The organism is Krasilnikovia sp. M28-CT-15 (assembly GCF_047159595.1).
Taxonomy (GTDB): Bacteria; Actinomycetota; Actinomycetes; order Mycobacteriales; family Micromonosporaceae; genus Actinoplanes.
The window spans coordinates 4,284,853-4,298,500 of record NZ_BAAGAK010000001.1; the positions used below are offsets into that span (position 1 = coordinate 4,284,853).

Here is a 13,648-nt window from a genome sequence, read left to right on the forward strand (position 1 = left end):
GTGCACCGAGCGCAGCGAGGGCCGCGAGCGCATGCGAAAGGAGTCGCAGCTCCCATGACCGACGTTCCGATCACGAGTGTGCTGGTCGCCAACCGCGGGGAGATCGCCCGCCGGATCTTCGCCACCTGCCGGCGTCGGGGGCTGGACACCGTGGCGGTCTTCTCCGACGCCGACGCCGGCAGCCCGCACGTCCGGGAGGCCGACGCGGCGGTGCGGCTGCCCGGCGTCGCACCGGCCGAGACGTACCTGCGGGGTGATCTGATCATCGAGGCCGCCAAGCGGGCGGGCGCCGACGCGGTCCACCCCGGGTACGGCTTCCTGTCGGAACAGGCGGACTTCGCGCGGGCCGTGCAGGCGGCGGGTCTGGTGTGGATCGGGCCCGGCCCGGAGGCCATCGCGGCCATGGGCTCGAAGGTGGCGGCCAAGCGGCAGATGGCCGCCGCCGGGGTGCCCGTACTCGCGGATCTGGACCCGTCCGCGGTCACCGAGGCCGACCTGCCGGTGCTGGTGAAGGCGTCCGCCGGTGGCGGCGGCCGGGGCATGCGGGTCGTGCGCGCGCTGGCCGATCTGGAGACGGCGGTGGCGTCCGCGTCGCGGGAGGCCGCCGCGGCGTTCGGTGACCCGACCGTGTTCTGCGAGCGGTTCGTGGAGTCCGGCCACCACGTCGAGGTGCAGATCGTCGCGGACGCCCACGGCACGGTCTGGGCGCTGGGCGAACGGGAGTGCTCGCTGCAACGCCGCCACCAGAAGGTCATCGAGGAGGCGCCCGCGCCCCTGGTCGAACGGATCGGCGGCGACCTGCGCGCGCGCCTGCTGGCCGCGGGCCGGGCCGCCGCGGCCGCCGTCGGCTACCTCGGCGCGGGCACGGTCGAGTTCCTCGCCGACTCCGCGGGGAACTTCTGGTTCCTCGAGATGAACACCCGGCTGCAGGTCGAACACCCGGTCACCGAATGCGTCACCGGGGTCGACCTGGTCGCGTTGCAGCTCGACGTCGCCGCGGGCCGGGCGCTGACCGGCGCCGAACCCGCGATGACCGGCCACGCGATCGAGGCCCGGCTGTACGCCGAAAGTCCCGCCGAGGACTGGCGTCCGCAGACCGGCACCGTGGTGACCTTCGACATCCCCCAGGTCACGGCCCGGTTCGCGGATCCGGGGCAGGAGGGGATCCGTCTGGACTCCGGCGTCGAGGAGCGCAGCGTGGTGGGCACCCACTACGACGCGATGCTGGCCAAGGTCGTCGCGTACGCGCCCACCCGGGAGGCGGCGGCCCGGCGGCTGGCCGCCGCACTGCGCCGCGCCCGCATCCACGGCCTGACCACCAACCGCGACCTGCTGGTCGCGAGCCTGCGCCATCCGGTGTTCCTGGCCGGTACGGCCGACACCGGCTTCTACACCAGTCACCCACCGGCCGTGCTGACCCCCGGCACCGGGCTGGAGCCCACCCTCGGCGCGCTGGTCGCGGCGTTGTCCGACGCCGCGGCCGAGCGCGTCGGTCAGGCCGAGGACGACCGGGTCACCCCGCTGCTGCCCGGCCTGCGCAGCGGATTCCGCAACATCCCGGTCGGCTACCGCAGCCGCACGTACGCGGTGGGCCCGGACGAGATCGAGGTGCGCTACCGGTTCGGCCGCGCCGGCCTCGAGCTCGACCGGATGACCGGGATCGACCTGGTCGAGGCGACCGCCGAGCAGGTGGTCCTCGACGTCGACGGGGTACACCGCCGGTGGCGGGTGGGCCGATTCACCGCAGGCGACGGCGAACGCCTGGTCGTCGACGGGCCGCACGGATCGATCGAGCTGCGCCGGGTGCCCCGCTTCACCGACCCGGCCACGCAGGTCCCGGCCGGGGCGCTGGTGGCCGGGCTGCCCGGCACGGTCGTCCGGGTGCAGGTGCGGCCCGGCGACGTGGTCGTGGCCGGTCAGCCGCTGGTCTGGCTGGAGGCCATGAAGATGGAACACGCCGTGCACGCCCCGGCCGACGGCACGGTCACCGACCTTCCGGTCGTGGTCGGCCAGCAGGTCGCCCAGGGTACGCTGCTGGCCGTGGTGGACAGCGGTGACGACTGACGACGCGGTGCCCAAGCAGGACCGCAGCCGTGCCACCCGGCAGCGCCTGCTGGAGACCGCCGTCCGCTGCCTGGCCACCCACGGGTGGGAGGTCTCCACGGTCGGATTCATCGCCACCGAGGCGGGCATCAGCCGCGGTGCGGTGCAACACCACTACCGGACCAGGGAAGCACTGATCCTCGCGGCCCTGGAGCACATGTTCGAGGAACGCACGACGCTGCTCGACGCCCTGCCCGACCCGGAGGGTTCCGGCCCCGAACGGGTACACACCGTGGTGACCGGTCTGGTCGAGGCGATGGGCGGGGAGCTGTTCCGGGCCGCCCTGCAGGTGTGGACCGTGGCGGCCGCGGACCCGGAGCTGCGGGCGGCCGTGGTGCCGCTGGAGCGCCACTTCGCCCGCGAGGTGCACCGGCGGGCCGTGCGCCTGTTGCGGGTCGACGACAGCGACCCGGCGATGCGCGGGCTGATCCAGGCGACCCTCGACCTGGCCCGGGGGCTGGCCTTGGCGGACGTGCTCACGGACGACTCCCGGCGGCGCGCCCGAGTCGTACGGGCGTGGTCGACCCAGCTCGCCGCCGCCCTGCGCACCGGGACCCAGGTGTGACCGGCCCCCACCGCGGCGAGGTGACCATCGTCGATGCGTGTACGCACCAGGGCCGAGGCGGCAGCCCCACCGCCGTGCTGATCGACGACCGCACGTTCGATGACGACACCCGCCGCGCCGTGGTCCGCGACGCCGGCACCTCCCACGCGGCCTTCGTGGACCCCGACGCCGAGACCGTCCGGTTCTTCACGACACACGGCGAGCTCACCAACTGCGGTCACGGCACCGTCGCCGCCCAGGCGTATCTGCTGCACCATCGTGGGACAACAGAGCATCACGGGTGCCAACGGACCGGCGGCCGGACGTTCGGCACCACCGCGGTCCGGCACGACGACGGCATCGAAGTGTGGTTCGACCAGGGCCGGATCGAGCTTCACCGCGATGTTCCCGCAGATCTGGACGGGATCCTGGGCGCGCTCGGCATCGCACCGGACGCCATCGCCGAGGGCGACGCGCCGCGAGTCGCCTCACCGGGCAGCCCGCGGCTTCTGCTGCCCGTCAAGACCGTGCCGATCCTGTACTCCCTGCGACCCGACCTTCCCCGGCTCGCCATCGAATGCCGCCGCCGCGGCTACCTCGGCTGCTTCGTGTACACGACATCTCCCGCCCGCGACACCGCGGCCGCCCGCATGTTCGCCCCGGCCATCGGCGTCGGCGAGGACGTCGTCAACGCCAACAGCGCCGGGTGTCTCGCCGCCCACCTGCACGCCACCCACCGGCGCACCAGCATCCAGGTCGAACAGGGACACACCGCCGGCCGTCCCAGCCTGGTCCTCGCCACCGCCACCACGACCGCAGACGGCATCGTCACCCGGATCGGCGGCACCGCCGTCATCCGAAGCTGAACCGTCACGACGCGGCTGAGTGCCCAGGGCGGTGGTCCGGCCCCGACCGTGGTGTGCCGGGGCGCAGGCCGGGCAGCGCACACGCCAGGAAGCAGGCCGCCCCCGCGCAGGTGTTCAGGTTGGTCAGCGTCTCGCTGACCATCGAGCCGGTGGCGGGCAGGACGTATCCGGCGAGGGCGGAGATGCCGAAGAACACACAGCCGAGCAGGTTGACGCCGGGCTGCCACCACCCCGCCGGGCCGCGGGCCGGGAGCCAGCCGTGGCGTGCCGAGGCCCGGTACGCGACGGCGCCGGACACCAGGAAGCAGATCGAGCCGAACAGGTCCGGGCGCCACACCAGCCGGTCGTAGCCGGGGCTGGACAGGGCGGTCTGCAGCGCCCGGAACGTGGAGATGTTGAAGAACACCGTACCCGCGGACTGGATGAGCGCCGCCCACCATGCCGCGCGTCCCGGGCCGTGCTCGTGACGCCCGGCCGCGGCGGCCCGGACCTGCAGCGCGCCGCCGGTGGTGAACAGCACCGATCCGACGAAGAACGTGACCGCGTCGGCCGTGGCGCCGACCAGCCCGGCGTAGCCCGGGATCGGCCCGACCAGGAAGCAGAGCGACCCCAGGGCGAACGCGAGCGCCATCCACACGGGCGGTGGCGGGCGTCAGTGATGGAACCCGGACGCGGTCGCCGCGTCGTGCGCGGGCGCCGCCTGCTTCTCCAGGCGCTGCAGGTTGCGCCGCAGGTCATCGACCAGCATGTCGGCCAGGTCGTGGGTGAATCCACGCCGGACCACGATCCGCAGGGCCGCGAGATCCTCCCGGTTCTTGGGGAACGTGTACGCGGGCACCTGCCAGCCGCGTTCCCGCAGGGCCTGGGAGACGTCGAACACGGTGAAGTTGGTGACCTGGTCGCGCAGCTTGACCGCGAAGACCGGCAGCTCATCGCCGCGGGTGATCAGCTCGAACGGGCCGAGGTCGGCGATCTGCGCGGACATCCGGGTGGCGACGTCACGGGCGTACCCCTGGACCCGGGCGTAGCCGGCGAAACCCAGCCGCAGGAAGTTGTAGTACTGCGCGGCGACCTGGGCACCGGGCCGGGAGAAGTTGAGCGCGAACGTGGGCATATCGTCACCGAGGTAGTTCACCCAGAAGATCAGATCCTCGGGCAGGGCCTGCGCGTCGCGCCACACGATCCAGCCGACTCCCGGGTAGACCAGCCCGTACTTGTGGCCCGAGGTGTTGATCGACGCCACCCGGGGCAGCTGGAAGTCCCAGACCAGATCCGGGTCGAGAAACGGCGCCACGAACGCGCCCGAGGCGCCGTCGACGTGGACCGGCACGTCGATGCCGGTGCTCTCCTGAAGGTCGTCGAGCGCGGCGCAGATCCCCGCGACCGGCTCGTACGATCCGTCGAATGTGGAGCCGAGGACCGCGACGACGCCGATCGTGTTCTCGTCGCACAGCTGCACCGCCTCCTCGGCGGACAGGTGATAGCGGTCGCCCGCCATCGGGACCAGCCGCATCTCGACGTCCCAGTAGTTGGCGAACTTCTCCCAGCACACCTGCACGTTGATGCCCATCACCAGGTTGGGCCGGCCGGTCGACGCGCCCGCGGCCCCACGCCGCTGCTGCCACCGCCGTTTGAGCGCGAGCCCGCCGAGCATCGCGGCCTCGCTGGAGCCGGTGGTCGAGCAGCCGGTCGCCTGCTGCGGGTCCGGCGCGTGCCAGAGCCGGCTCAGGATGTGGACGCACCGCGACTCGAGCTCCGCGGTCTGCGGGTACTCGTCCTTGTCGATCATGTTCTTGTCGAAGCACTCCGCCATCAGCCGGTCCGCCTGCGGCTCCATCCACGTGGTGACGAACGTGGCCGTGTTCAGGCGGGCGTTGCCGTCGAGCATCAGCTCGTCGTGCACGATCTGGTACGCCACCTCCGGCGCCAGCTCGCCGGCGGCCAGCTCGTGTCGCGGGATCGTCAGATCCTCCAGCCCGTAGCGGGGCGCCACCGCGACGGTGTCGGGCACCGGCTGCGCGGCCTTGGGATGCTTCAACATCAGCGTCTCCCGTCACGGCGGTCAGGGTTGCTGCCGCCCATCGAAGCGTGCGGCGGGCGCGGGGCACCTCCTCCGCGGCGAATGAGCGGGTGTCACCGGACGGAACGGATTCCGGTCGTCGGGCGGCCCGTGCCGTGCGATGATGGCGCCCCCCGGCCGCCCCGGTGATCGTCGCGCCTGACGTGGCCGATGCCGCCCCCTGTGGCAGGCCCGCGTCGAGGAGGTGGTGGCGGTGAGCGCCGCGGATGCGCTGACGGCGCAACGGAACCGGATGTGGGCCCGCGTCGGCGAGACCCCCGGCGGCGGGATCGACTTCCTGCCGTTCTGGCGGCCCCGGCCCGAGGCCGACGGCACGCCCGGCGCCGGATGCCTGAGCCAGTTCTGGCCGGCGCCGTTCGCGGCCGGCGGCACGGTGTTCCCCACCGCCGAGCATTACATGATGTGGCGCAAGGCGACCCTGTTCGCCGACGCGGGCACCGCACGCCGGATCCTGGCGGTCGAGGATCCCGCGGCGGCCCGGGAACTCGGCCGTCAGGTACGCGGATTCTCGGAGCAGGCCTGGACGGCGCACCGCTTCGCGGTGGTGCTCGAGGGCAACCTGGCCAAGTTCGGGGCGCACCCGGACCTGCGCCGGTTCCTGCTCGGCACCGGCGAGCTGACGCTGGTCGAGGCCAGCCCCGCCGACCGGGTCTGGGGCATCGGGCTCGCCGCGGAGCATCCCGACGCCGGCATCCCGGGCCGCTGGCGCGGGCAGAACCTGCTCGGCTTCGTCCTCATGGAGGTACGCGACCGGCTGCGCGCCGCCTGACCCGGCCGGGCCACGGCACGGTCAACGGGCGCCGGGGGACTCCAGCCGAGCGCGGATCACCAGCGCGTCGAGGTCGGCCTGCGCGGACGGCTGGTCCGGCAACGTACTGTCCGCCTGGGCCTGGTCGAGCCGGGCGCCCAGCGTGGCGAGGTCCTCGTCGAGCAGTTCGAGGCTCACCCGGTCACCGAGCGAGCCGTGTTCGGCGGTGGCCTTCGCGGCGATCAGGTCCGCGAGATAGCCCGGCGCCGCTTCCTGTGCCAGCAACGTCGGCAGGTGCGCCTGGACCCGCCCGGTACGCATCAGGTGGATTCCGGTCAGCAGCGCGCGGAACGTGTACAGCAGCGGTTTCAGCTCACCGGTCCGGTCGAACAGGCGCCGCTGGGTCGCGGCGAAGCCCCGGTAGTGGTGGGCGTGGTTGCGGGTCACGACGCCCGGCGCCAACGCCACCAGTTCGGCATGCACCGGCCCGGTGTGCACGACCAGCGGCGACAGGAGCTGCTCGAGCACGTACCCGTTGCGGCGCAGCATCAGCCGGACGAACTTGCGCAGGTCGTGCGTCACCAGATCCATCTCGACCCCGCCGCGGTCCCACATCGTCGTGCGGGTCTCCTCCGGCTCGGTCAGCCCGATTAATGCCGGCACCGGCAGCAGGTGCACACCCCGCAGGTCGACGTCCGAGTCGGCGGACGGGAAACCGTACAGATGCGCGCCCGACACGGTGGCGAACAGCACCGGGTACGGCTGCTCGCCGACGACCGCGGCCAGGTCGACCCCGGCAGGCACTCCGGCCTCGTCCAGCATGCTCATGCTCCCTCCTGCGCCGCCGATGCGCCGTCCGGTCACGCCGTCACCGAGCGGCGCCGTACCGAGACCAGCCAGCTCTCCACCCGGTCCCGGTCGGGCTGGTCCGGCAACGGGCTGCTGTCCAGGGCCGACAGCAGGCCGGTCGACAGCCGCCGCTGCCACTCGACCACCTCCGCCCACGGGATCTGGCCTGCCTTGACCGCCAGCAGGCGGTCCCGATTCTCCCCGACGTCGAGGACCAGGCTCCCGGTCCGTACCAGCTCACCGCCCGAGATCAGCAGCCGGATCAGGTGCATCACGTGCCGCCAGACCGGGGCACCCGCGCGGTCGATGCCGCGCTGCGCCTTTCCGAACTGGGCGTTCGCGTAGCGCAGGTAGGTGTCGGCCACCCGTCGCGACAGCAACGCCGGGGTGATGGCTCGCAGCTCCTCGCCCAGCGGTGTGCAGGTCTCGACGAGCGGCGAGTGGAGCACCTCCAGCACGTTCGGGTTCGCGGCGAGGCCGAGGCCGCACACCCGTTCCACCTCCCAGCGCAGCTGCTCCGGCAGCGGACCCTCATGGTGCGGCGGGGGCTTCGTCAACCCCCAGAACGCCGCGGCGGGCAGCGCGAAGACGCCACGCCGATCCGTGTCGGAGGCCGGACCGGCCAGTCCGAACGCCCGCGACCCCACGACGACCTGGAGAATCGTGTGTTCCTCGACCAGCTCGTCGGTCAGCGCGGCGTGGTGGGTCATGGACGTGATCTTCGCCGACGCCACGGGTGCCCGCACGAGAATTCCTGGTCACCGGCACGCTGCCGGGGTGCGCACGTGGCACCATCGTCTGCACCGCGCGGCCAGCCAGGGTGTCCGCGGCCGACCATGGAGCACACGGAATGCCGCCACGCCGCCTGAGAATCACCTCGAATCAGGACCGGGCCATCACCGGCTCCCGAAACCTGCTCACCAGGCACGAACTGGACGGGTACGTGGAGCGGCTGAACCTCGCCATGGGCGAGGCGGCCGGGCAGGAACCCGCGGTCGTCGTGGTCGGCGAGGTGAAGCGCGGCAAGAGCTCGCTGGTCAACGCGCTGACCGGGCGGGACGTGTCCCCGGTCGACGTGGAGGTGGCGACGGCGGCGTTCCTGCGCGTGGTGCCGCCCTCGGACGAGCTGCCGGACGGCACCTGGGCCCTGGCCGGCCCGCACGGGCGGCGGCGGGTGACGGCCGAGGAGGCGGCCGCCTTCCTGCGGGCCGGATCCGGCGACGACGAGGCGGACTCCGCCGAATACGCCGAGGTGGCGGCGGACAGCCGGTGGCTACCCGGGGTGACCCTGGTGGACACGCCCGGCGTGGGCGGTCTCGAATCGGCGCACACCCGGCTCGCCGCGTGGGCGGCGGCACGCGCGGGCGTGCTGCTCATGGTGACCGACGCCGGGCAGGTGCTCACCGCTCCGGAGCTGCGGTTCCTCGCGGAGGCCGCAGAGGGCGTGGAGACGGTGGTCTTCGCCGTGACCAAGGCCGACCGGTACCCCGACGCCGGCCGGCAGATCCTCGCCGAGAACGTGGCGCTGCTGCGCAGGCACGCGCCCCGGTTCGCCGACGCGCCGATGCTGGCCGTCTCGGCGACCCTGGCCGCCGAATCCGGCGCCGTCGACGGCGACCCGGAGATCCAGGAGCTGCTGGAGCGGGAATCCCACCTGCCCGCGCTGGCGCAGGTGCTGCGCGACCGGACCGCCGACGCCCGTACGGTCGGGATCGCGAATGTGCTGCGCGTCGCCATCACCGGGCTGGACCGGCTCGCCGCCGACCTGCAGGGCCGGCACCGGGCCGCCGCCGGCTCACCCGACGACGGCGACCCCGTCGAGGCCGAACGGCAGGCGCTGGCGGAGCTGCGGCTGCGCGAGCGCAAATGGCGCTCAGAGCTGGAACGCGACCTCGGCAACTTCCGGCAGTCCGCCATCCGCGACGCCGGGCGCCTGCTGGACGACGTGCGGGACCGGTGGAGGCTGCGGATCAGCAAGGAGTGGAGCGGCGTCAGTGAGGACGGCGCGCGCCAGCTGCTCGGCGAACTGCGCAGCGAACTGCGCCTCGTGGCGGCCCACGTCACCGCCGCGGTGCAGGACGGCCTGGTCGCCATGCTGGCGCAGCAGATCGGCAGCGTGGACTCGGCCGTCGCGGTTCTGCACCCGGTGACCTCCGACTTCGAGATCGAGGTGACTCCGGGCCGCAGGAGCCCGGACATGCGCGGCGGCGTGATGGACCCGTCCCTGGCCGGCTCCGCGGTGATGGGTGCGGGAATGGCCACCAGGCTGGGGGTCGCCCACGCCGCGGGGGCGACGCTCTTCGGCCCGATGAGCCTGGTGTTCGGCGGCGCGTGGTTCCTGGTGAACCTCGGCCTGCGACGGCTACGCGTCGGGCGCCAGCGGCTGGAATCCGCCCTGAACGAGTCCCTCGCGGTGCTGCGCGGTGACCTCGTCGCCGGGATCGACGCCGCCATCCGGGAGTGCCGCCCGGAGCTGACGATCGCCGTGGAGGACCACCTGCAGGCGGAGATCACGCGGGTCGCGGCGGTGGTGCAGGAGGCCGAACGCAACGCCAAGGCGTCGGCTCGCGACCGCGAACAGCAGGTGGCCGCGGTGGACCGGGAACTGGCCGCGGTGGCCGCGCAACGGGACCTCGTCGTGCACGAGCTCGCTCGCCTCGCCCGGCCGGGAACATCCGGGGCACCCGCCGCATCACACTCGCGATGACCGACGACCCGCCCCGGGAGACGCCATGACCGACGAGCACCACTGGACCGACGCCCTGAGGCCCTTCCTGCATGACGCACCGGAGCCGACGCCCTTCGACCCGGCCCTCGTCGCGCCGGAGCCGATGCCCTTCGACCCCGGCCCGGCGCCCGGGCACGACGGTCCGGACTTCCCGAACGACGATCCGGACCTGCCCGACGGCCCCGAGCCCGACGAACCGGTCCTGCCCGTCGGCGGCTGGGTGACGGACGGCCAGCTCGTCGGCGACCCGACCGGGGACGCCGAGCACTGGTTCGAGCAGTCCACCAACGGGTTCTGCGTACCGGCCAGCATCGCGCAGATCGTCTCGGAGTACACCGGCGTCCACCACGCGGACGAATCGGCGTTCGTGGCCCGGGCCAACGCCCTCGGCCTGTTCACCACCGGCCCGGACGGGTCGCCCAGCATGGGCGTCGCCGGCGCCCAGGAGCTGCTGGAGGATGCCGGCGTTCCGGCCGGCATCGAGGTCGGCGTCGGCGTCGAGACCCTGGCGGAGTACCTGGCGGAGGGCCGCCGGGTGATGCTCGCGGTCGACAGCGACGAGATCTGGTACGGCCGGGAGGACGCGAACGCGGCGGACCACGCGGTGGTCCTCACGGGCATCGACACCGCCCGCGGGGTGGCGGTGCTGTCGGACCCCGGCACGCCCGACGGCAACATGGAGGAGGTTCCGCTGAGCGTGCTGGCCGACGCCTGGGCGGACTCGGGCAACACGGCGCTGGTGTGCGACTACCCACCCGGCGAGGTGCCGGGCGCGCAAGCGCCCGCGCAGCCGGACGGACCGGTCGCTGTCGCGGGCACGCCCGCCTTCGCAGTGGCCGACGGCGGCGCGGCCGCCCTGGTGGCGCCGACGGGACAGATCGACACCGTGGTCTCCTGGGTCGTGCAGCGGCCGTACGTCGTCCTGCCGGTCCTGCTGGCTGGTGCCGCGATCGTGGCACGTCGCAAGTGAGTGCGCCGCTGGAACCGGTGCAGGGGGTGCTCGGCGAGCCGCCGGCACCCCCGCCGGAGGTGTGGACCTGGGTGCTCGCCCGGGCGCTCGACCCCGCCGCGCCGATGATCGACGCTGCGGGCCTCGTGCCCGATCCGGCGGAACTCTCCGGCCCCGATACCGAGTCGGAGGATGTCGCCGGGTTCGGGTGGGACGCCGCGGAGGATCACGACCCGGCGGGGCAGGACGACCCTGACCCGGCGGCGGCTCACCACGACGATCCGGGCCATGGGTCCGACCCGTCCGGGCGGTTGACCGGGCACAGGCCGGACGACCATGATGGCGCGGATCTTCCCCCGTCCGACGACCCCTGGTCACCGGGGCCTGAACCGGAGATGTACTGATGCCCGGCTGGTCCCTGTCGATCGACTTCGGCACCTCCAACACCGCTGCCGCGTACCGCCGTGGCAGCGCGGAGCCGATGCCCGTCAAGCTGACCGACCAGGCTCTGCAGATGCCGTCCGCCGTGCTGGTCACCCCGGACGGGATCCAGGTCGGCGCCAAGGCGGTCCGGGCGGCGCGACATCATGCCGACGGCTTCGAACGCTCACCGAAACGCCTGATCGGCCAGGACACCACGTACCTGGGTGGCCGTGACGTGCCGGTGCAGAGCCTGGTCGCCGCCGTGCTGCGGGCCGTGGCCACCAGGGCCGCGGAGGTCGGCGGCGACGACCGCCCGGACTCGGTGCTGCTCACGTACCCGCAGGACTGGGCGCAGCCACGCTGCCAGGTGCTGCGCGCGGCGGCCGTCGAGGCGGGTTTCGCCCCGGACGTCGTGCGCCTGGTGGCGGAGCCGGTCGCCGCGGTCGCCTACCACGCCCACACGACGCCGCCACCACCCGGCGCCGCGGTCGCGGTCTTCGACTTCGGCGGCGGGACCTGCGACGTCGCCGTGCTGCGGGCCGAAGGCACCGACAACGGTACGGCGGAGCTGCGGGTGCTCACCTCGGCCGGGGCCGACCCGCTGGGCGGGGACGTCCTCGATCATCTGCTGGCCACCGCCGTCCTGGCCCGGCTCGACGAGCGTGACCGCGGTGACCTGGTGCAGGCCTTGCGGGATCCGAAGAACGGCAAGGCCCTGCAGGCGTTCCGCAAGGAGGTCGCCGAGGGCAAACACGACCTCAGCGAGAACGAGCAGGCCCGGGTCATGGTCGAGGTCGGTAGCGACGAGGAGATCGTGACGGTCACCCGCGCCGAATTCGACGAGCTGATCGCGCCGCAGATCCGGCGCGCGGTCGAGCTGACCACGCAGACCCTGGCGCAGGCGAAGGTCGCCGCGACAGACCTGCACAAGCTCTACCTCACCGGCGGTTCGTCGTACCTGCTGGCGGTCCAGCGGGAGATGACGGCGTTACTGGGACGCCCACCGGCGAAGTTCGACGACCCGAAACTCGTCGTGGCGCTCGGTGCGCACCACGCCGCCGCCAGGCCGCAGGCAACCACCCCGGCCCCGGAACCGGTCGCGACACCTGCCCGCCCGGCGGCACCGCCACCGGACCCGCACCAGCCCCCGGCACCCGCGCGCCCGGCAGCGGCGCCACCCGCCCACGCGGCGATAACGCCGCGAAAGGTCCAGCCACCGGCGCAGAGCATTCTGCACCGGTCGTTCGCCGACGTGAAGGCCGCGCGGGCCGCCGCCGCCGAGCTGGCCGAACCGGACGGGCTCAGCGCTGCCGCGCATCGCGTCCTGCAGGTCAACCCGGCGCTGTCGGCCGCGCTGGCGGCCACGCCGGACGGCCCGGCCACCATCGACGACCTGCCCACCCTGGCCGCCCTCATGTGCGTGCCGCAGCTGCTGGAGAACGTGACCGCCGAGCCCGGCCTGATCGCCCGGCTCCGCGCCGGCAACACACTGCTGAAGATTCCGCAGGCACGGGCGGGCGGCGTGCCGCTGCCGGTGCGGGTCTTCTTCGGCGACGCGCCGGACTGGCTCGCCGCCTACGAGGCTCCGGCCGCACAGCGTGACTGGGCGGATCACCACGCGCCGGGCGACAGCTGGGCGGTACGGACGATGCGTACCTGGTGCACGGCAACCCCGCAGGAACGGCTGGACATCCTGCGCCGGCCCGACTGGCCGACCTGGGTACCCGGCCAGCATTTCCTGGACGCGTTCCATCACGGCGACGGCGACGGGCCCGACGCGATCTGGCTGCCGCCCACCATCGAGCGGCCGACCGCGGCCCCGCCGAAGGCGTCGCAGGTTGCCCGGCCCGCCCATCCGACCCCGCAGCAGGAGGCGTACCTGCGCGAACTCGCCGAAGCGTACGGGCCTGCGGAGGGCGGTGGCCTGGCCGCTGCCACCGCCCGTCAGCCGGACTGGGGCAAGCTCGTGCAGGCCCGCCTCGGTGAACTGCCCGCGAACTTCCGGTGCCAGGTCGAGCTCATGGGCGCCGGGATGACCGGGTTGCACAGCGAGCTGCTGTTCTACCCGGCCACCGCGACCCGGCCCCCCGCCGTCGTGATCCCCTTCAGTGGCGGCACCTACGACATGATGACCGGCCGGGTCGGCTGGAGCGGTTTCCCGATCGTCCTCACACCCGACGTCGTCACCGGCGTGCGGATCAAGACCGACTGGGCCAACGCGCAGCGACGGATCATCGTCAGCACCTGTCCCCGGCCGGGCGCGACCTGCCCGCCCTCCGGCGCGGACCTGCAGCTGAGGACCGGCCAGCTCAACGCGGTGGCGAACCGGATCCGCGGTCACCTGGGCCGGCCCTGATG

The 13,648-nt window shown here is 73.4% G+C and carries 12 protein-coding genes; 8 read left to right on the plus strand and 4 right to left on the minus strand.

Annotated elements, in window-relative coordinates; translation table 11 throughout:
* Window positions 1-54: 54 nt before the first annotated feature.
* Genes ACMCNO_RS19615 through ACMCNO_RS19625 form a run of 3 tightly spaced genes read left to right on the plus strand, consistent with a single transcriptional unit; the run spans window position 55 to window position 3,513 of the window.
* Window positions 55-2,064: a biotin carboxylase N-terminal domain-containing protein gene (locus ACMCNO_RS19615; protein ID WP_412750901.1), complete on the plus strand. Its 2,010-nt coding sequence runs from the start codon at window positions 55-57 to the stop codon at window positions 2,062-2,064.
* Entirely contained in the window at window positions 2,054-2,668 is a 615-nt protein-coding gene (locus ACMCNO_RS19620) for a TetR/AcrR family transcriptional regulator (protein WP_412750902.1), read from the plus strand. Before ACMCNO_RS19615 ends, ACMCNO_RS19620 begins: the two co-directional genes overlap by 11 nt.
* Complete coding sequence (locus ACMCNO_RS19625) at window positions 2,665-3,513, plus strand: PhzF family phenazine biosynthesis protein (protein ID WP_412750903.1); 849 nt, start codon at window positions 2,665-2,667, stop codon at window positions 3,511-3,513. The genes ACMCNO_RS19620 and ACMCNO_RS19625 overlap by 4 nt, the downstream gene beginning before the upstream one ends.
* Window positions 3,514-3,517: 4 nt before the next feature.
* Here ACMCNO_RS19625 and ACMCNO_RS19630 read toward each other — a convergent pair whose 3' ends face one another.
* Complete coding sequence (locus ACMCNO_RS19630; RefSeq protein ID WP_412750904.1) at window positions 3,518-4,144, minus strand: hypothetical protein; 627 nt, start codon at window positions 4,142-4,144, stop codon at window positions 3,518-3,520.
* 21 nt (window positions 4,145-4,165) lie between these two features.
* Window positions 4,166-5,554, minus strand: coding sequence for a glutamate decarboxylase (locus ACMCNO_RS19635; protein ID WP_412750905.1), 1,389 nt, complete (start codon window positions 5,552-5,554; stop codon window positions 4,166-4,168).
* Between the two features lie 232 nt (window positions 5,555-5,786).
* Here ACMCNO_RS19635 and ACMCNO_RS19640 point away from each other — a divergent pair, with 232 nt between their 5' ends.
* Window positions 5,787-6,362 carry an NADAR family protein gene (locus tag ACMCNO_RS19640; protein ID WP_412750906.1) on the plus strand — a complete coding sequence of 192 codons (576 nt, stop codon included), beginning with the start codon at window positions 5,787-5,789 and terminating at the stop codon, window positions 6,360-6,362.
* 21 nt (window positions 6,363-6,383) lie between these two features.
* Here ACMCNO_RS19640 and ACMCNO_RS19645 read toward each other — a convergent pair whose 3' ends face one another.
* Complete coding sequence (locus tag ACMCNO_RS19645; protein ID WP_412753754.1) at window positions 6,384-7,163, minus strand: DNA polymerase beta superfamily protein; 780 nt, start codon at window positions 7,161-7,163, stop codon at window positions 6,384-6,386.
* Window positions 7,164-7,201: 38 nt separating this feature from the next.
* Window positions 7,202-7,900 carry a DNA polymerase beta superfamily protein gene (locus ACMCNO_RS19650; RefSeq protein WP_412753755.1) on the minus strand — a complete coding sequence of 233 codons (699 nt, stop codon included), beginning with the start codon at window positions 7,898-7,900 and terminating at the stop codon, window positions 7,202-7,204.
* Between the two features lie 140 nt (window positions 7,901-8,040).
* Here ACMCNO_RS19650 and ACMCNO_RS19655 point away from each other — a divergent pair, with 140 nt between their 5' ends.
* Genes ACMCNO_RS19655 through ACMCNO_RS19670 form a run of 4 tightly spaced genes read left to right on the plus strand, consistent with a single transcriptional unit; the run spans window position 8,041 to window position 13,646 of the window.
* On the plus strand, window positions 8,041-9,897 hold the full coding sequence (locus ACMCNO_RS19655) for a dynamin family protein (RefSeq protein WP_412750907.1): 1,857 nt from the start codon (window positions 8,041-8,043) through the stop codon (window positions 9,895-9,897).
* Between the two features lie 25 nt (window positions 9,898-9,922).
* A complete protein-coding gene (locus tag ACMCNO_RS19660; protein ID WP_412750908.1) occupies window positions 9,923-10,888 on the plus strand; it encodes a hypothetical protein in 966 nt (321 codons plus the stop codon).
* Window positions 10,885-11,271, plus strand: a complete 387-nt coding sequence (locus tag ACMCNO_RS19665) for a hypothetical protein (protein ID WP_412750909.1) — start codon at window positions 10,885-10,887, stop codon at window positions 11,269-11,271. Before ACMCNO_RS19660 ends, ACMCNO_RS19665 begins: the two co-directional genes overlap by 4 nt.
* The gene (locus ACMCNO_RS19670) at window positions 11,271-13,646 is read left to right on the plus strand and encodes an Hsp70 family protein (RefSeq protein WP_412750910.1); all 2,376 of its coding nucleotides are present in this window, start codon (window positions 11,271-11,273) and stop codon (window positions 13,644-13,646) included. Before ACMCNO_RS19665 ends, ACMCNO_RS19670 begins: the two co-directional genes overlap by 1 nt.
* Window positions 13,647-13,648 lie beyond the last annotated feature (2 nt).

Excerpts from the sequence above, each read along its gene's own strand:
- ACMCNO_RS19615 (WP_412750901.1), top strand. The coding sequence starts at position 55 with ATGACCGACGTTCCGATCACGAGTGTGCTGGTCGCCAACCGCGGGGAG.
- ACMCNO_RS19630 (WP_412750904.1), bottom strand. The coding sequence starts at position 4,144 with ATGGCGCTCGCGTTCGCCCTGGGGTCGCTCTGCTTCCTGGTCGGGCCG.
- ACMCNO_RS19635 (WP_412750905.1), bottom strand. The coding sequence starts at position 5,554 with ATGTTGAAGCATCCCAAGGCCGCGCAGCCGGTGCCCGACACCGTCGCG.
- ACMCNO_RS19645 (WP_412753754.1), bottom strand. The coding sequence starts at position 7,163 with ATGCTGGACGAGGCCGGAGTGCCTGCCGGGGTCGACCTGGCCGCGGTC.
- ACMCNO_RS19650 (WP_412753755.1), bottom strand. The coding sequence starts at position 7,900 with ATGACCCACCACGCCGCGCTGACCGACGAGCTGGTCGAGGAACACACG.
- ACMCNO_RS19655 (WP_412750907.1), top strand. The coding sequence starts at position 8,041 with ATGCCGCCACGCCGCCTGAGAATCACCTCGAATCAGGACCGGGCCATC.
- ACMCNO_RS19660 (WP_412750908.1), top strand. The coding sequence starts at position 9,923 with ATGACCGACGAGCACCACTGGACCGACGCCCTGAGGCCCTTCCTGCAT.
- ACMCNO_RS19670 (WP_412750910.1), top strand. The coding sequence starts at position 11,271 with ATGCCCGGCTGGTCCCTGTCGATCGACTTCGGCACCTCCAACACCGCT.